16 protein-coding genes, 1 other RNA gene and 1 riboswitch are annotated in these 17015 nt (G+C 56.3%); of the genes, 15 read left to right on the forward strand and 2 right to left on the reverse strand.

All coding sequences use genetic code 11. The features are described from left to right. Window positions 1-4 precede the first annotated feature (4 nt). Entirely contained in the window at window positions 5-397 is a 393-nt protein-coding gene (locus ACW5XD_RS10735) for a YraN family protein (RefSeq protein WP_098981849.1), read from the reverse strand. After that, complete coding sequence (locus tag ACW5XD_RS10740) at window positions 318-2105, reverse strand: penicillin-binding protein activator (protein ID WP_456494882.1); 1788 nt, start codon at window positions 2103-2105, stop codon at window positions 318-320. Before ACW5XD_RS10740 ends, ACW5XD_RS10735 begins: the two co-directional genes overlap by 80 nt. 199 nt (window positions 2106-2304) lie before the next feature. Here ACW5XD_RS10740 and rsmI point away from each other — a divergent pair, with 199 nt between their 5' ends. The 15 genes from rsmI to lfiI all read left to right on the forward strand — a co-directional run bounded on the left by rsmI (window position 2305) and on the right by lfiI (window position 17010). Beyond that, complete coding sequence (gene rsmI, locus ACW5XD_RS10745) at window positions 2305-3138, forward strand: 16S rRNA (cytidine(1402)-2'-O)-methyltransferase (RefSeq protein ID WP_456494883.1); 834 nt, start codon at window positions 2305-2307, stop codon at window positions 3136-3138. Between the two features lie 61 nt (window positions 3139-3199). Further along, window positions 3200-3585, forward strand: an RNA gene (gene rnpB / locus ACW5XD_RS10750) — RNase P RNA component class A. A 227-nt stretch (window positions 3586-3812) separates the two neighbouring features. After that, entirely contained in the window at window positions 3813-4688 is an 876-nt protein-coding gene (lfiM, locus tag ACW5XD_RS10755) for a lateral flagellar motor switch protein LfiM (RefSeq protein ID WP_456494884.1), read from the forward strand. A 7-nt stretch (window positions 4689-4695) separates the two neighbouring features. Continuing rightward, window positions 4696-5073, forward strand: coding sequence for a lateral flagellar motor switch protein LfiN (gene lfiN / locus ACW5XD_RS10760; RefSeq protein WP_103472057.1), 378 nt, complete (start codon window positions 4696-4698; stop codon window positions 5071-5073). After that, entirely contained in the window at window positions 5073-5807 is a 735-nt protein-coding gene (fliP, locus tag ACW5XD_RS10765; RefSeq protein WP_456494885.1) for a flagellar type III secretion system pore protein FliP, read from the forward strand. Before lfiN ends, fliP begins: the two co-directional genes overlap by 1 nt. 1 nt (window position 5808) lies before the next feature. Next, entirely contained in the window at window positions 5809-6078 is a 270-nt protein-coding gene (lfiQ, locus tag ACW5XD_RS10770; protein WP_005305849.1) for a lateral flagellar biosynthetic protein LfiQ, read from the forward strand. Further along, window positions 6075-6857, forward strand: coding sequence for a lateral flagellar biosynthetic protein LfiR (gene lfiR / locus ACW5XD_RS10775; protein ID WP_456494886.1), 783 nt, complete (start codon window positions 6075-6077; stop codon window positions 6855-6857). The genes lfiQ and lfiR overlap by 4 nt, the downstream gene beginning before the upstream one ends. Then, the gene (gene flhB / locus ACW5XD_RS10780; protein ID WP_456494887.1) at window positions 6854-7990 is read left to right on the forward strand and encodes a flagellar biosynthesis protein FlhB; all 1137 of its coding nucleotides are present in this window, start codon (window positions 6854-6856) and stop codon (window positions 7988-7990) included. Before lfiR ends, flhB begins: the two co-directional genes overlap by 4 nt. 3 nt (window positions 7991-7993) lie before the next feature. After that, window positions 7994-10069: a lateral flagellar biosynthesis protein LfhA gene (gene lfhA, locus ACW5XD_RS10785; protein WP_456494888.1), complete on the forward strand. Its 2076-nt coding sequence runs from the start codon at window positions 7994-7996 to the stop codon at window positions 10067-10069. 195 nt (window positions 10070-10264) lie between these two features. Continuing rightward, window positions 10265-10352: riboswitch (cyclic di-GMP riboswitch) on the forward strand. Window positions 10353-10491: 139 nt separating this feature from the next. Next, a complete protein-coding gene (gene lafK / locus ACW5XD_RS10790; protein WP_456494889.1) occupies window positions 10492-11868 on the forward strand; it encodes a lateral flagellar response regulator transcription factor LafK in 1377 nt (458 codons plus the stop codon). A gap of 11 nt (window positions 11869-11879) precedes the next feature. Next, window positions 11880-12206, forward strand: coding sequence for a lateral flagellar hook-basal body complex protein LfiE (gene lfiE / locus ACW5XD_RS10795; RefSeq protein ID WP_081097860.1), 327 nt, complete (start codon window positions 11880-11882; stop codon window positions 12204-12206). Between the two features lie 17 nt (window positions 12207-12223). Continuing rightward, entirely contained in the window at window positions 12224-13966 is a 1743-nt protein-coding gene (fliFL, locus tag ACW5XD_RS10800) for a lateral flagellar M-ring protein FliFL (RefSeq protein WP_456494991.1), read from the forward strand. Next, a complete protein-coding gene (fliGL, locus tag ACW5XD_RS10805) occupies window positions 13953-14981 on the forward strand; it encodes a lateral flagellar motor switch protein FliGL (protein WP_059112792.1) in 1029 nt (342 codons plus the stop codon). Before fliFL ends, fliGL begins: the two co-directional genes overlap by 14 nt. Window positions 14982-14993: 12 nt before the next feature. After that, window positions 14994-15686 carry a lateral flagellar assembly protein FliH gene (gene lfiH, locus ACW5XD_RS10810; protein WP_456494890.1) on the forward strand — a complete coding sequence of 231 codons (693 nt, stop codon included), beginning with the start codon at window positions 14994-14996 and terminating at the stop codon, window positions 15684-15686. Further along, a complete protein-coding gene (lfiI, locus tag ACW5XD_RS10815) occupies window positions 15679-17010 on the forward strand; it encodes a lateral flagellar FliI-like assembly ATPase LfiI (RefSeq protein WP_456494891.1) in 1332 nt (443 codons plus the stop codon). Before lfiH ends, lfiI begins: the two co-directional genes overlap by 8 nt. The last annotated feature ends 5 nt before the right edge of the window (window positions 17011-17015 follow it).

Consider the following 17015-nt stretch of genomic DNA (forward strand, 5'->3'; position numbering starts at 1 on the left):
CCTCTTAAAATGCGTTCTGGATCCAGTCTGGCTGGTCGCCCTCGAACGCAATCACATCGAATCGGCAGGCCTGGCTGGCCTCGTTGATGGCATGTTGCTTGAAATAGTGGCGCGCGGCCAGCACGATCTTGTGCTGCTTGCGCCGGGTGACCGAGCTGGCTGCTCCGCCATGGCTGGTGTTGGCGCGGTAGCGTACCTCAACAAACACCAGGGTTTCCCCCTGGCGCATGATGAGATCGATTTCGCCACCCCGACAGCGGTAGTTGCGGGTCACGGGTTGCAGGCCGCGGGCCTGCAACCAGCGTTCCGCTACCTGCTCAAAGTGCTGTCCCTTGCTCGTCGGTGACGGAAACAGGTTCTGCCACTGCTGGCTCATCCGAGCCAATAGACCCTTCATGGGAGACTCCTTCGAGCTGAGACATGGCACTGTCGCTGACCAGTTTGCCGTTCTGGTAGGTGGCCCAGTCCAGTACCCGCACTATGTTGCCGCTGGCGTCCACGCTCAGCTGGCCGCTCATGCCCGGTTGCTGCATGGCATTGACCTTGCGCATCTGCTGCAGGTTTTCCGCCAGGCTGACGGCATCGTAACCGAGCGCGAACAGACGCAGCAGGTCACCCTGAGTCTGTGGCCAGAGCAGGGCGATCTGCTCCCGTTGCTTCTCGTAGCCACCCAGCAGCAGCGGCATGTCGGAGATGTGCATGCCATTGAGTTCGGAGGCAACCTCCGTGGTGGCGCTGTCGTAGCTGCGTGAGCTGCTGTAGATGGGCAGGCTGCCCATGGGGTTGACCGAGATGTCCACATAGGGCTTGATCATCCGGGTCTCTAGGCTGTTGGCGACCACATAGACCACATCTATGCTGCGCGGTGCGGCTGCTGAGAGTTGCACCACTTCCCCGGCCCGGGCGGTCGAGCGGCCGCTCAGAGCATTCTTGACCATCCCCTGTACCTCGTTGCGGGCACCGAAGGTGGCCACGACCGGTTTGTCTTGGCTCACGGTGGCCCATGCCTGTTCGAACGCCTTGATGCTGCTGTAGCCGATCCGCCCCTGGGCGGCGATCAGCAAGGGCTTGCGATAACCCTGACCGTAGAGATATTGCGCGGCCTGGGTCGCATCAGCGGCAGCCGAGAGAGAGAAGTAGAAGGTGTTGTCATTGACGATCGGCTGGTCCAGCTCGTTCAGTGCCAGCACGGGCACGGTCGGATTGGACTTGAGCAGCTCCTCGACCCTGTCCTTGAGCAGCGGGCCTATGATCATGTTGGCCCCTTCCTGAATGGCCTGCTTGTAGAGCTCGCCCATCGCCTTGGCCTGGGTGTCATAGAAGTTCAGGGTAAATTGGCCCTGATTCTCCTTGTAAGACATCAACATGCCGTTGCGGATAGCGGCGCCTTGAGGCTCCAGGTTGCCGGAGAGCGGCAGGAACACGGCGATCTGCTGCAGGGTATTGAGGTTGCTGGTAGCGAGATCACCCAGGCCCGCCGGCATGTCTTTCTGGGCCGGGTGGTTCGGGAAGGCCTGCTTCCAGCCTGCCAGTTGGCGGGCCAGCTGATTGGGCTGGGCGCCGAACTCGTTCACCAGCGCCGCCAGTCGCAGCCAGCCGGTGGTCACATCGGGGGCCGGGGCCTCTTCCAGCGCCTGCAGGGTGGACGGGGTCATGCTTTTGAGCAGCGACCAGATCTGCTGATGGTTGGTCGCCAGTTCATTCTGGGCCAGATAGGGCTCCAGCAGGATCAACGATTTGGCGGCCCCAAACTTGTTGTTGATGTCCAGTTGCAGCACCACCCGCTGGCGATACCAGTCCTTCTGGGTATCGGCATCCAGCGCCACCTCCGGCTTGCCCTCCAGCAGGATCAGCGCCTGGTTGGCATTGCCCTGCGCGAGCAACAGATGTGCCTGCAACAGTTGCAGCTGTGCCTTCTGCTCCGCGCTTTGGGCCTGCTTTTGCAATTGCTGGTACAGGGCCGAGGCCGGTTTGGCCTGGCCGAGCGCCAAATAGCTGCGCGCCGCCATCACCTGCCAGGTGAAGGCTTCGGCCGGTTTGGCCGGGTCCACCTGCTCCAGATACCACTGGGCATTCTTGGTCAGATTGGAGAACGCAGACGGCATGCCTGGTTGTCCGGAAGGTTGGTTGGGCTCCGACGCACAGGCGGCGAGCAGTACTGCCGCGAGTAGGATGCCGAAGAGTCGTGATACACTTAGCTGCTTTGTAACCCGGTTCAAGTTCATTCCCCGACCAGTGTTGAAGTTCTCCATAGTGTAAACGGGCCAATATGGCGACACAATTGTCGGGACACTCGGAGATCCCATGAGTGACATCCCAACCCTGTATATAGTCCCCACTCCGATCGGTAATCTGGCGGACATCACCCAGCGTGCATTGGACATTTTACGCAGTGTCGATCTGGTGGCTGCCGAGGATACGCGTCATACCGGTATCCTGCTCAGCCATTACCAAATTTCGGTGCCGACCTTCGCGCTGCACGATCACAACGAGCAGCAGAAAGCCGATGTGCTGATCGGCAGGATCAAGGAGGGCAAGAACGTCGCCCTGGTCTCCGATGCGGGCACCCCGCTCATCAGCGACCCAGGTTACCACTTGGTCACCCGCTGTCGTGAGGCTGGGGTCAAGGTGGTGCCGCTGCCCGGTCCCTGTGCCGCCATCACGGCGTTGAGCGCAGCCGGCCTGCCGACTGACCGGTTTGCCTTTGAAGGATTCCTGCCCGCGAAAACCAAGGGCCGTGACGACAGGCTGCAGGCCGTCATCGAAGACACCCGTTCGCTGGTGTTCTACGAATCCCCACGCCGGGTAGAGGATACGGTAGAAGCGATCGCTCGCATCCTGGGGGAGCGTCAGGTGGTGGTATGCCGCGAGCTGACCAAGACTTTCGAGTCGATCCATGGTCTGCCTGCCTCCGAGATGCTGACCTGGCTCGGTCAGGACGATAACCGCTGCCGTGGCGAAATCGTGCTGGTGGTCGCCGGTGCCAGCAAGGTAGATGAAGAGCTGCCCGCTGAGGCGATCCGCACCCTGGGGCTGCTGGTGGCCGAATTGCCGCTGAAGAAAGCGGCAGCGCTCACCGCCGAGATCCATGGCGTCAAGAAGAATGCCCTCTACAAATATGGTCTCGAGCACTATTAATCCGGGGAAAGGCCAATTGCAGGTTTACCCGGGGCGCTGGACAAGGCTATAATCCGCGCCCGGAGTCGGCTGGGCAATCGCTGCTTCGTCGTTGTGTCCCTCGGGACAGACGGGCGGAGGGGAGGAAAGTCCGGGCTTCATAGGGCAGGGTGCCAGGTAACGCCTGGGAGGCGTGAGCCTACGACCAGTGCAACAGAGAGCAAACCGCCGATGGCCCGCAAGGGATCAGGTAAGGGTGAAAGGGTGCGGTAAGAGCGCACCGCGCGACTGGCAACAGTTCGTGGCACGGTAAACTCCACCCGAAGCAAGACCAAATAGGCCCCTATTGGCGCGGCCCGCGTTGGGGGCGGGTAGGTTGCTTGAGCCAGTGAGCGATTGCTGGCCTAGAGGAATGATTGCTACCGGGGCAACCCGGAACAGAACCCGGCTTACAGGCCGACTCCGACCTATTCAAGGTGTGCAAGCACCTTAAAATCCCGGCACCTTCTGGTGCCGGGATTTTTATTTTTGGGTTGCCAGACAGTCTCATGGCGCCTTTTCGGGTTTTGTAATAAAGTTCTCGCCCATTCTGGCCGCTCTATGTCGGCTGGACTATTTGTACCGATCACATGGCTGGCCTGATAGATGTCTCTGTGGCAGTAAGGCGAGATAAAAATGGCTAAGGTGGATTCTTAATGTCATCAAGCGGCGTAATGCTCACACCTTCTCGGTTGCTTTGTGCTGAGCGGGGAAAAACCCTTCCTCATTATGATCTTCTGGGTGTCGAACGAGCAGACCGGGAGCGGCTCAAACAAGTAAATGCCCAGTTGGGAACTTTTTCCCTGCAGGCAGCTGGCTGCATGGCTCAGTTGTTCAATAGCGCTGACTGCGAGCTGACTTATCAGGAGTTCATCGCCGTTTCATCCCCGGAACATGATGATGGCTTGATCTGGGTTGAGGCCCGTAGTCCACTTGATACCCAACGGATCGCTTATTTCTCCATATCCTCTTCAGTTATCTATCGCTTGGCGGTGCTCTTCTTCGGCGGCTCTTTACGCAATCAGGGAGAAACCGTCTCTAATAGCAAAGGATTGACGGATACCGAGCAACGCTTGGTGTTGCGTCTTTGCCAATATCAGGTCGATATCTGGTCCTCCTGCCTGGGGCTGGGTGATCTCGAATGGCAATTGACCTTGATTACACGTGATGCACTCCCGGTGTCACGACTTTGGATGGCCGCCGCCACCCTGACGGTGGGGAGCTTTTCTCATGGTTGGCAGTTGTGGCTGGTTCCACCCGCTGAGAGAACAAGCCCTGCGGCAGGGTACACCCTGCAAGATGGCGCCTTGGAGCAGGCATTGACACACATTCACACACGTTTACGCGTGGTGATGGGGCAGTTGTCCATGACGCTGGCCGATCTGGAGTGTCTCAAGGTGGGCGATGTGCTCTCGCTGGATTTACCGGAAGTGGTGCCAGCCCTGATTGGTAGCCGTCCCTGCTTTAGTGGACGTATCGCTGAACATAAAGGCAGCCTGGTTTACCAGGTCGCGACGGTCGTAGAGGAATAATCGAATCATGAACGAGCACAATATGAATGACCCGCTGGATTTGGATGGCCTGGATCAACTGTTTGGTGATGATATCAGCATGCCCAGTGCGGCAGACTATATGGCTCCCACCAGTAGCAGCAAGCAGCGGGATCTCTCCTTCTTTCGCCAGATCCCGGTCAAGGTAACGCTGGAAGTGGCCAGTACCGAGGTCTCGCTGGGGGAATTGATGCGAGTAGAAGAAGGGGCTGTTATCGAGCTCGACAAATTGGCTGGTGAGCCGCTTGACGTCCGGGTCAATGGCCGCTTGCTGGCCAAGGGGGAAGTCGTTGTGGTCAATGGTAAATATGGTCTGCGTTTGGTGGATGTGATCGACACCAATCTGCTGGGTGGCATGGACGACTGATGCGCCATCTGCTGTTTGCTCTGCTGTTGTGTTCGCTACCCAGTTGGGGAGCAGACATGACATTGTTCTCGGTTTTACCGGGTGCTGAAGGTGGGGAGGACTACAACATCAAGTTGCAGATCCTGTTCTTCATGACCCTTTTGGGGCTACTTCCGACGCTCTTGCTCATGATGACCAGTTTTACCCGAATCATCATAGTGTTGGCGATTCTGCGCCAGGCGATGGGCTTGCAGCAGAGCCCTCCCAACCGCGTACTGATAGGCATCAGCTTGATACTGACGATAGTGATCATGCGCCCTGTGTGGACTGACATGTATCAGCATGCATTCATCCCTTACGACCAGAATGAAATTAGCCTGCCGGAGGGGATTGCTCGGGCTGAAAAACCCTTGCGTCATTTTATGTTGGCGCAGACCCGCGAACCGGATCTGGAACAGATGCTGCGGATCTCCGGTGAACCCACTTCCCTCACTAAAGCCGAGGTCCCGTTCGGGGTTTTGTTGCCTGCTTTTGTGCTGAGTGAACTGAATACAGCCTTCCAGATAGGATTTATGTTGTTTATCCCCTTTCTGGTGATAGATCTGGTCGTTGCCAGCGTGCTGATGGCGATGGGGATGATGATGCTCTCGCCCCTGATCATCTCGTTACCGTTCAAGCTGATGGTGTTCGTGCTGGTGGATGGCTGGTCGATGACGGTCGGCACCCTCGCAGCTAGCTTTGGTAGTGGGGGCTGACATGACGCCGGAGCAGAGCGTTGCGCTGGTTGGTGGTGCCGTCAATCTGGTCGTGGTAATGGTATCGGTGCTGATTGTTCCAGGCCTCATCATCGGGCTCATTGTCAGCGTGTTTCAGGCCGCAACACAGATCCAGGAGCAGACGCTCAGCTTTTTGCCACGTTTTCTGGTAACCCTGATGACCCTCATTTTTACAGGAAATTGGCTGCTCTCTCAAATTACCACCCTGTTCCACGATCTGTTTTTGAAGATACCCGGGCTTATTGGATGAATTCCCTGCTGTCCCTCAGTGCTGCCGACCTGACGGTCTGGTTGGGGCAGTGGTGGTGGCCATTCATCCGGATCGCCACCGCATTTTGGGTGATGCCGGTATTTGGTGATGGCCGGATCCCGCCACAAGTGCGTTTGCTTCTTGCCTTCATTGTCAGCCTGTTGATCGCTCCCATGTTAAAAGAGATGCCAGTGGTCGATCCTTTCAGCACTGGTGCTCTGGTGCTGACTGTGGAGCAACTGTTGTTCGGGTTGTTGTTCGGGCTCTGTGTCCAGATGTTGTTCATGATCATGACCATGGCTGGGCAGATCCTCTCCATGCAGATGGGTCTTGCGATGGCAGTGATGAATGATCCCAGCAACGGGGATTCTGCACCTATCGTCAGCCAGCTGATGCTGATTTTCTGCTCACTTTTGTTTCTTGGGCTCAATGGTCATCTGGTCGTCCTGGATGTGCTGGTGCAGAGTCTGCGTAGCTGGCCACCCGGATCTTCGCTCGACTTGCTGGATATGAAAGGGGTCATAGGTTTGTTTGGCTGGTGTATCGGTGCCGCATTGATCCTTACCTTGCCTGCGGTGGTGGCCATGTTGATGGTTAACCTTACCTTCGGGGTGATGAACCGCACTGCGCCATCCCTGAACATTTTTTCGCTGGGTTTCCCCATGACGTTGTTGCTCGGGTTGGTGACTCTGGCTATTTCCATCAGTGGAGTCCCGGCCCGCTACCTTGATCTGGTGACGCATGTGCTGGAGCAACTCAGGGCGCTAACCCCATCATGAGCCAGAATAGCGCCCAGGATAAAACCGAAGAGGCTTCTTCCCAGAAACTGCGCAAGGCTCGGGAAGAGGGACAAATAGCGCGCTCCAAGGAGTTGAGCTCCGCTGGGCTGTTGCTGCTGGGGGGCTTAGCCATGCAATGGATGGTGCCCAGCTTTGGCCACTTCTTTGCCGAGTTGATGAAACGTCCTCAACGCTTTGACTGGCAAGGTGCCCGTGATCCGCAAATGATGATTCACTGGACGGCTGAAGCACTGCTCAGCATGTTGTGGGTGCTGCTACCTCTGTTCGGTTTTCTGGCGTTGTTGCTGGTACTGCTCAGCGTAGTGCCAGGTGGCATGGTGCTGACCTGGAAGAAATTACTGCCCAGCGCAGAGAAGTTGAATCCGTTCAAGGGGCTCAAGCGGATGTTTTCGACTCACAGCCTAATGGAACTGCTGAAGTCAGTGCTCAAGATCCTGCTGATTGGCTCAACGTTGGCACTGATGCTGCAGCACCAATGGCCCTTGCTGATGATGATGAACCGCATGCCGCCCCAAGCTGCGATGGAGCAGGCACTGCGGATCCTCTCTCAGGCATTTATTTTGCTTGGCAGTGTGCAGATGCTGATTGCCGTACTGGACGTGCCGTATCAGCGTTGGTCCCTGAACAAGCAACTGCGAATGACCAAGCAAGAGGTCAAGGATGAACACAAAAACAGTGAAGGGCGGCCCGAGATAAAGGCCAAGATCCGCCAGGTACAAGGGATGCTTGCCCGAGCTCGCATCGAGCAGCGTGTACCACAGGCGGATGTGATCATCGTCAACCCGACCCACTATGCGGTGGCCATTAAATATGATCCTGAGCGGGCAAATGCTCCTTACGTGATTGCTAAAGGGGTTGACGGCATGGCGGAGCGGATCCGCCAGGTCGCAAAGCAGCACGACAAGATGGTCATGAGTCTGCCGGATCTGACTCGGGCCATCTATTACTCCACCCGGGTAGACCAGGAAGTGCCAGCGGGTCTTTACACCGCTGTGGCCTATGTGCTGAACCATGTATTGCAGTTACGGGCCTATGCGGCTGGCAAGGGGAAGAAACCAACTTCTCTTGCCCCTTTGCATGTGCCGCCCGAGTTACGTCAACCTGAGAGGTAAGTTGTGAACTGGCGTGTATTGACCCAATCCTATACCGCGATCCCCATGCTACTCCTGGCCATTCTGGCCATGATGATCTTGCCTCTGCCCGGTTGGCTGCTGGATGTCCTGTTCACGTTCAACATAGTGTTGGCGGTTCTGGTACTGCTGGTTTCTGTCTCGGCCCGCCGTCCGCTCGATTTCTCCGTCTTCCCCACCGTGTTGCTGGTGGCAACCCTGATGCGGTTGTCGCTCAACGTTGCCTCTACTCGCGTCGTCTTGTTGCACGGTCACGAGGGGCATGAGGCTGCCGGTAAGGTCATTCAGGCCTTTGGGGAAGTGGTCATCGGCGGTAACTATGTCGTCGGTTTGGTGGTCTTCGTAATCCTGATGATCATTAACTTCGTGGTGATCACCAAAGGTGGAGAGCGGATATCCGAGGTATCTGCTCGCTTCACTCTGGATGCGATGCCTGGTAAACAGATGGCGATTGATGCCGATCTCAACGCCGGTACCATGGATCAGTATCAGGCCCGCGCGCGGCGTGACGAGATTGCCAGAGAGGCTGATTTTTACGGTGCGATGGACGGGGCGTCCAAGTTCGTGCGAGGGGATGCCATCGCCGGTTTGCTGGTGTTGATCATCAATCTGGTCGGTGGCTTGGCGATCGGTATATTCCAGCACTCGCTACCGGTTGCGGAAGCGTTCCAGAGTTATGCACTGCTCACCATAGGTGATGGTCTGGTCGCCCAGATCCCTTCTTTGCTGATGTCTACCGCTGCGGCCATCATAGTGACTCGGGTCAGCGATGAAGGCGAGATGTCGGATCAAGTGGGTCAGCAGATCCTGGCATCGCCGCGGGTTATCTACACCGCCGCTGCCATCATGTTGATCCTGGGTCTGGTGCCAGGTATGCCCATGCTGGCTTTTCTCAGCTTTGCCGCCGTGCTGGCATGGGCAGGTTGGAGTGTCAGCAAGCGTCGGGTCAATGATCCTGATCTCGATGCAGCCCAGGAGCTGACGCGCCAGATGGTGCAGTCCGAGCCACAGGGACTGGAGTGGCAGGACCTGCCTCCTGTCGATGCGGTCGCCATTGAGCTGGGCTATCGGCTGGTGCCCTTGGCAGAAGCGGACAAGGGAGCCGAACTGCTTGCCCGGGTACGGGGTATTCGCAAAACCCTGTCCGAGCAATATGGCTTCCTGCTGCCCGAGATCCGGGTGCGTGACAACTTGCAGTTGCAACCCGATCAATACCGGATCAAGTTGTCCGGTGTGGCACTTGCGGCTGGTAACGTCGACTGTCAGCGACTGATGGCGATTAGCAGCGGGGAGACATATGGTGCCCTGGATGGTGAGCTGACGCAGGATCCAGCCTATGGCATGAATGCAGTCTGGATCTCGCCGGAGAACAAGGCTAAGGCCTTGAACCTGGGTTATTCCGTAGTCGATTCCGCAACAGTTATCGCCACTCATGCCAGCAAATTGTTGAGAGAGCAGCTTGATTCTCTATTTGGCCATGATGAAGTAGGCAAGTTGGGCCAATATCTGGCTACCCAGTCACCCCGTCTGGCAGAAGAACTTAATCTGGCGCTGACTCAAATGCAGCAACTGAGGGTTTTCCGACAGTTGCTCAAGGAGCAGATCAGCCTCACCGATATTCGAACCATTGCCACCACCTTGCTGGATGCAAGCGAGCTGACCAAGGATCCTGTCTTGCTGGCGTCCGATGTCCGGTGTGCCTTGAAACGCCAGATTATCAGACAGGCGATTGGGTCGCGCGATATTTTAGCCGCGTTTACCTTGGAGGATCGTCTTGAGCAGACGCTGTTGGCTGCAATGACCCAATCCCAGCAACAGGGAAAAATTCAGCTGGACAGCTTCCCGGTTGATCCTCAGCTGCTGGCGCAGTTGCAGCAAAATATGCCATTGGTGAAAGAGCAGTTGCAACAGCAAGGTCATGCTCCGGTATTGGTTGTCATGCCTCAGCTCAGGCCCTTGATGGCAAGATATGCTCGTTCCTTTTCAAAAGGTCTCAAAGTGCTTTCTTATAATGAAATACCAGAAGATCTGAGGGTGGAAGTTATTGGGACTCTGGGCTGAAACTGAACTGCCATGTTGTGAACAGATGGGAAGGTTATATTCCGCATATCTACTTGAATTGTCATTGGAAGCCGCTATGATGTGACGGTTTTTGACGCACAAGATGTTAAAAGCATATAACAAATATAACAATTCACATGTGTCACACAGCTATCACTGGAGAAGTGGAGTTGTCTTGTCCCACTATGGACAGTCGCATGATAAAGGCAAACTGAACTGAAAAGTCAGGACGCAAAGCCTCCGGTCTTATAGCAGCAATGCTAATGATAGCGGGGTTACCAAGGCTATTGTTACTGCCTTGATACCATTCTTTGTATAAATGAGACGCCCGTTAGAGGCGCCATTTTCTGTATGGTGCGTTTTTATTTTTGACACATCAGTTCTGTTGATTGGTTTGTCCACCATCACGGGTTCGGGTTCATATGCTTTCGGATATTTCTATCAAGAAAAACTCAAGATCGATTGGTATTGAGTCAGCACCTCATTTGTTATTGGTTAGACCAGTGTTTTCAAATGGAAATGATATTGAGGGGAGGTTGTTGGCGCAGGGGTACGCTGTTTCCTGTGTTGATTCGATCAATAAGTCTAAATTAATTCTCGCCAATAACTCAGTTGCTCTGGTCTTGCTCGATATGGATCTCATGACCGAGGCTGGTCCTCAATTAGTGCATGAATTCTGCGGTGTCGATTGCATTATTCTGGTTAATGAACAGCAGGCTTATCTTGCGGCAGAAGCCATGCGGGCGGGGGCGATTGACTACATCATCAAACCCTTTGGCTATCAACAAATGCTCGATGCGGTGAAGGGGGCGTTGCGTCTGCGCCAAACCATTCCCAATCTGATCGCTACCTCTACCATGAGCCTGCAGGTACTGCAACTTGCTCGTCGTGCAGCCAAAACGTCTGCCACCATCCTCATTGGTGGTGAGTCGGGAACGGGTAAGGAGCGACTGGCTCGCTATATCCACGACATGTCCAACCGTGCCGGCAAACCTTTTATCGCCATCAACTGCGCTGCAATTCCTGAATCCATGCTCGAATCTATCTTATTTGGCCATAACAAGGGGGCATTCACCGGGGCGACAGGTACACAACCGGGGAAATTTGAGCTGGCACAGGGTGGGACGTTGCTACTTGATGAGATTTCTGAGTTGCCATTGTCGCTGCAGGCCAAGCTGCTGCGTGTTTTGCAAGAGAAGGAAGTCGAGCGGCTCGGCAGTCACCAAACCATCGCACTGGATGTCCGGATTATTGCTGCCAGCAACAAAGATATACGGACGCTTGTTGCCGTGGGCCAGTTTCGGGAAGATCTGTTTTATCGTCTCGACGTGCTTCCCATGAGTTGGCCAGCGCTACGGGAGCGCCCAGATGACATACTGCCATTGGCCGAATATTTCATCGAGCGACATGCTCCTCAGCAAGGCTATCGTCTGAGTGAAAGCGCCCGTCAGCAGCTGTTGGCGTATGGCTGGCCTGGCAATGTCCGGGAGCTGGATAACGTCATGCAGCGTTCATTAATCATGGCTCGCGGATTGCATATTCAAGCAGTCGATTTGATGCTGCCCACTTACACCATTGAATCCGACAATGCGTTACCGGAAGCGTTTTCCGCCCCGGAAGGGCTTAGCGAGACGCGTCGGTATGCCGAATTTCAATTTGTACTAGAGACCCTGCGCCGCTTTCGCGGCCATCGGACCCGCACGGCAGAGGCCCTTGGTATGACGACCCGGGCACTGAGATACAAGCTGGCGGCCATGCGTGAGCAGGGCATAGATATTGAGCAGCAGCTTCAAAACTAAGGGATAACCGAGTGAAGATTGAAATGATGTCATCACAGGTGACGCTCTTGCAGCAGATGCAGGAGATGCAGCGAGTCGCCAACCAAACCCCTTCCATCGAATTAAATGATGCATCGAATGTGTCATTCACCGATGCCATGCGCGATGTCGTCGGGCGAGTCAACGAGCAGCAAAATACCGCCTCAAAACTGATGACCGCTGTCGATGCGGGTCAGAGCGATGACTTGGTGGGGGCCATGGTGGCCAGCCAGAAAGCCGGTCTCAGTTTTTCCGCCCTGATGCAGGTGCGAAACAAGCTGATGACAGGCTTTGACGACATTATGCGCATGCCACTCTGAGGTAAGTGATGACTGAACTGGTAACGTCCCCGCAAGGGGCTTCGGATTCCTTCAGAACACGAGTCCAGGAAGGGTTGCGCAACTGGCGTAGCCTTTCTCGAGACAACAAATCCATTCTGACAATCGCACTATTGGCGGCCATTGTGGCTGGCACGATCGTCGTGATCCTGTGGACCTCCAGCAAAAATTACGTGCCCCTGTATGGCAAGCAGGAGCTTTACGATACCGCCAACATCATGGAGATGCTGGAGAAGGAGCAAGTGCCATTCCGTTTGGAAAAGAGCACGGGTCAAATTCTGGTCCCCGAGAGTCAGCTTGCCCATGTTCGCATGGCGCTGGCGGCCAGAGGGGTCAGAGCGGCCATGCCTGCCGGTCTGGAAGGGTTGGATAATGTCACAGGCCTTGGCACCAGCGAATTCATGGAGGGCGCCCGCTATCGGCATGCCTTGGAAGGTGAGCTGGCGAGAACCATTATCTCGCTGGATGCGGTGCGCAGTGCACGTGTCCATCTGGCTATTCCCAAGCGGACCCTGTTTGTCGGTCGTGATGAGGAAAAACCCAGTGCCTCTGTGATGCTGGATCTGCAACCGGGTCAGGCAATGGAGCCAGGACAGGTGGAGGCGATCGCCAATCTGGTTGCTGGCAGCATCTCCGGCATGAAGCCGGGTGCTGTGACCATAGTGGATCAGGCTGGTCAGCTGCTCAGCGCCGAGCTGGGTGACAAGGCTGGTTTCGGCAAGCAGAGCGTGCAGCAGATGGAATATGTGCGCAAGCTTGAGCAGTACATCCGCCAGCGGGCCAGCGACATGCTCTATCCCATGTTGGGCACGGGCAATTTCAGGGTGCAGATCGCTGCCGATGTGAACTTCAATGCGGTGGAGGAGACTCAGCAGCAGCTGGATCCACAGGGCGTGGTCACCAAGGAGTCCAGCAAGTCGGATAAAACCATAGACGCGTTGGCGCTGGGGATCCCCGGAGCCTTGTCCAATCGTCCTCCCGAAACGACGTCCAAAAGTGAGCAGCCAGCTCCGAATCAGGGGGCTACCAGCTCGGAAGCCCAGAAGAACGACTCTCGTACCGAGCGCCAAGAGATCAACAAACAGTACGAAAATAGCCGAACCATAGTGCATACCCGCTATCAGCAGGGCCGGCTGGAGAAGATGAATGTCTCCATTTTGCTAAATCAGCAAAGTGCCCCCAAAAATGGCTGGAGTGCAGAACAACTGGAGCAAATCCGCCAGATGGTGGAGCGCTCGGTCGGATTTGATGATGCGCGGGGCGATCAGATTAGTCTGCAAGTCTTCGACTTTACCGGTGCGGTGCCGATTGTTCCTCCTGAATCTGGTTGGTGGGAAACGCCTTATTGGCAAGATTCATTGCGTTATCTGGTCGGAGGCCTGCTTGGCTTGACGCTGGTGTTCTTCGGGATTCGTCCGTTGGTGAAGCATCTGGTACGTACCCAGCAGCTACCCGAAGAGGAACCAGCCGAAGAGCAGGACGAGCAGCAAGAACCAACTGTGGGTCTCTCCATGCGACGGGATGACGATGCCGCCCTGACGGCTCCGATGATGAATAATGGGCTGATCCGTGCAGATAATCAGATGGAACCTCAGTTCTCCTCCTTGAATCTGGAGGCATTGCCAGAGCCGGGTTCCGAACTGGAAGTACAGCTTCAGCATCTGCAGTTGCTGGTCGAGAAGGACACCGCTCGGGTAGCGGAAGTGGTCAGAGCATGGGTGGGTGGCAATGAACAACGTTAATCTGAACCAAAATGCCGTCGATATCGACATCGATAATCTGGAAAAGGCAGCGATTTTGTTGTTGAGCATGGGCACAGAGGCGGCAGCCAAGGTCATGCAGAAACTCTCCCGTGACGAAGTACAGCGACTCATCTCCAAGATGGCGGGTCTGTCTGGCGTCAGCTCTATGGAGGCAAAGTGGACTTTGCAGCAGTTCTTCAACCAGTACCGTGAGCAGAGCGGGATTGGCAGCGCTTCGCGGGAATATCTGGAACAGACGCTGGATCTCGCACTAGGGCAACGGCTCTCCCGCAGTCTGCTCGACAGCCTGTATGGCGATGTCATGAGCCAGGATATCCAGCGTTTGCAATGGGTTCCTGCCGATGTGCTGGCCCGCTTCTTCCGTAACGAGCATCCGCAAATGCAGGCGGTTCTGCTGGCGTTCTTGCCACCCCAGACGGCATCTGCCGTACTGGATGCTCTGCCTGGTTCCGTCCACGATGATCTGCTGGTACGAGTTGCCAGCCTTAATAGTGTCAGTGAACACGTGTTGGGAGAGCTGCGTCTGACATTGGACCGCTGCCTCGCCTACGTGGCGGATCAGTCCGGAGCCAAGGTCAATGGCGTACGACAGGTAGCCGACATCTTGAACCGTTATCAAGGCGACAAGGAGCAGATGCTTTCCCTGTTGCGGGAACACGATGGCGACATGGCGCTGGAAATCGAGAAGAACATGTTCGACTTCATGGCCTTGCGTCGTCAATCGGATGAAACCCTGCAACGTCTGGTACAGGAACTGCCAAGCGATCTGCTGGCATTGGCGCTGAAAAATACCGAAGCCAGCTTCCGCAAAGTGGTGCTAGGAGCCATGCCGAAACGGATGGCTCAGGCTCTGGATGCCCAGATTCAGGGGCAGGGCAGTGTCTCTTTGCGCAAGGTCGAGCAGGCAAGGGAAGAGGTCATGCAACTGGTCCGCGAATTGGTGGAGCAGGGCGAGGTCGAATTCCAGCTGTTCGAAGAGCCCACCGTCAATTAACAGGAGGCGTTCATGAGTCACAATGTTCGCAAGTTGGCGACGGGCGCCACTCGTCTTTACCGTTTCCCTTCGTTGGGGCAAAGCGGAGCAGAGGTGCAGAGCCAGCAGGAGCAGTTCGAATGTGGCTATCAACAGGGTCTGGAGCAAGGCCATGATGAAGGGTATCAGGCCGGCTATCAGCAAGGGTTGACCAGCGGTCTCGTTGACGGGGAGGCCAAGGGACTGCAGCAGGGGCAAACTCGTGGTTTTTCACAGGGACTGGCAGAAGGGCGTGCCTCGTTCGATCAGGCTCTGGTTCCCTTTGCCAAGCTGCAGGCGCAATGGGAGTCTTTGACCCGTTCTCGTATGCAGGAACAAAAAGAGCTGGTTGCCCAGCTGGTGGCGCAGGTTGCGAAGCGAGTGATCCAGGCTGAATTTACCCTCAATCCCCAGCAGGTACTCAATCAGGTGGAGCAGGCCTTGGCAAGTCTGCCAGCGGCATCGGAAGAGCTGGTGATTTATCTCAGTGAGGGGGATCGCCAGCGTCTGGCCGAGCAAGGCGTTACCCGTTGTGAGGGGTGGCCATTGCAGGTGGATGGCACCCTGAGTGTGGGTGATGCCCGCATAGAAACGCGGGCTGCGGTGATCGAAGTCAATACCGGTGAGCGCCTCGCCTCTTGTATCGAGCAGCTAAATAGTACGCTGGAATTGCCACAGGATGCATGAAGCGCTGCAACAGGCGCTCACTTCCGCGCTGGACAGTTTTGAGGATGTGCCCGGTTTTCGCCGTTATGGCCGGCTAGTACGGGTTACCGGGTTGACGCTGGAAGTGGTTGGTTGCCAGTTGATAATGGGTCAGCGTTGCCGGGTTGATACGGCGACAGGGGCTCCGCTGCTGGCCGAAGTGGTCGGGTTCAACCGGGATATTTCCTACCTGATGCCGTTGCAACCCATGAGTGGGCTCTATGCCGGTGCACGTGTGCTTCCCATTGATGGTGAAGAGACAATACAGGTCGGTGAGCATCTGCTGGGACGGGTGGTCGATGGCCTGTTGCAACCCCTGGATGGTCGTCCGTTGCGCGACGAAGGTGAGCGTGTTGCTCTGTTTGCCTCCCCCCCCAACCCCCTGCTGCGCACGCCAGTGCGCGAGCCGCTCGATGTGGGCATTCGTGCCATCAATGGTCTGTTGACGGTTGGCAAGGGACAGCGCCTGGGCCTGTTTGCGGGTTCCGGGGTCGGTAAGAGTATGCTGCTGGGCATGATGACCCGCAATACGACCGCGCAGATAGTGGTGGTGGGACTGATTGGTGAGCGGGGGCGAGAGGTGCGCGAATTTATCGAGCACAGCTTGGGCCCGGAAGGGTTGGCGCGCGCGGTCGTCGTGGCGGCCCCTGCTGATCAATCTCCGCTGATGCGTCTGCGCGCGGCACAATTGTGTCACCGTATTGCCGAGTATTTCCGCGAGCAGGGACGGGATGTGCTGCTGCTCATGGATTCCTTGACCCGTTATGCCCAGGCTCAGCGGGAGATCGCACTGGCTATAGGGGAGCCGCCCGCGACCCGGGGCTACCCACCTTCGGTGTTCAGCATGTTGACCCAGCTGGTTGAACGGGCCGGTAATGGCACACACCCAGATGGTTCTCTGAGTGCTTTCTATACAGTCTTGGCGGAAGGGGACGACCAGCAGGATCCTGTGGTGGATGCGGCCCGCGCCATTCTGGATGGTCATATTGTTCTGACGCGCCGATTGGCGGAGGAGGGACATTACCCCGCGATCGACATAGGTGCCTCCGTAAGCCGAGTCATGCCACAGGTTGTCCCTGCTGAATGGCAGACGCTGGCGGTGACGCTGCGGCAGTTGTGGGGGCGTTATCAACAGGTGCGCGAGTTGTTGCCATTGGGCGGTTATCAGCCGGGAGCCGACCCCCAGATGGATGAGGCTGTACAGCGTTACCCTGCCATCGCGGCCTTCCTGCAACAGGGTATCCATGAGGAGACGCCTTTTGCTCAGGTGATGACAGGGCTGAAGCAAGTGCTCGGGAAGTCTTAAGGATC

The sequence above is a fragment of the Aeromonas enterica genome, from assembly GCF_054052465.1.

Excerpts from the sequence above, each read along its gene's own strand:
- rsmI (WP_456494883.1), top strand. The coding sequence starts at position 2,305 with ATGAGTGACATCCCAACCCTGTATATAGTCCCCACTCCGATCGGTAAT.
- flhB (WP_456494887.1), top strand. The coding sequence starts at position 6,854 with ATGAGCCAGAATAGCGCCCAGGATAAAACCGAAGAGGCTTCTTCCCAG.
- lfiQ (WP_005305849.1), top strand. The coding sequence starts at position 5,809 with ATGACGCCGGAGCAGAGCGTTGCGCTGGTTGGTGGTGCCGTCAATCTG.
- lfiR (WP_456494886.1), top strand. The coding sequence starts at position 6,075 with ATGAATTCCCTGCTGTCCCTCAGTGCTGCCGACCTGACGGTCTGGTTG.
- lfiH (WP_456494890.1), top strand. The coding sequence starts at position 14,994 with ATGAGTCACAATGTTCGCAAGTTGGCGACGGGCGCCACTCGTCTTTAC.
- ACW5XD_RS10735 (WP_098981849.1), bottom strand. The coding sequence starts at position 397 with ATGAAGGGTCTATTGGCTCGGATGAGCCAGCAGTGGCAGAACCTGTTT.
- lfiM (WP_456494884.1), top strand. The coding sequence starts at position 3,813 with ATGTCATCAAGCGGCGTAATGCTCACACCTTCTCGGTTGCTTTGTGCT.
- lfiI (WP_456494891.1), top strand. The coding sequence starts at position 15,679 with ATGCATGAAGCGCTGCAACAGGCGCTCACTTCCGCGCTGGACAGTTTT.
- fliGL (WP_059112792.1), top strand. The coding sequence starts at position 13,953 with ATGAACAACGTTAATCTGAACCAAAATGCCGTCGATATCGACATCGAT.
- ACW5XD_RS10740 (WP_456494882.1), bottom strand. The coding sequence starts at position 2,105 with ATGCCGTCTGCGTTCTCCAATCTGACCAAGAATGCCCAGTGGTATCTG.
- fliP (WP_456494885.1), top strand. The coding sequence starts at position 5,073 with ATGCGCCATCTGCTGTTTGCTCTGCTGTTGTGTTCGCTACCCAGTTGG.
- lfiN (WP_103472057.1), top strand. The coding sequence starts at position 4,696 with ATGAACGAGCACAATATGAATGACCCGCTGGATTTGGATGGCCTGGAT.
- lafK (WP_456494889.1), top strand. The coding sequence starts at position 10,492 with ATGCTTTCGGATATTTCTATCAAGAAAAACTCAAGATCGATTGGTATT.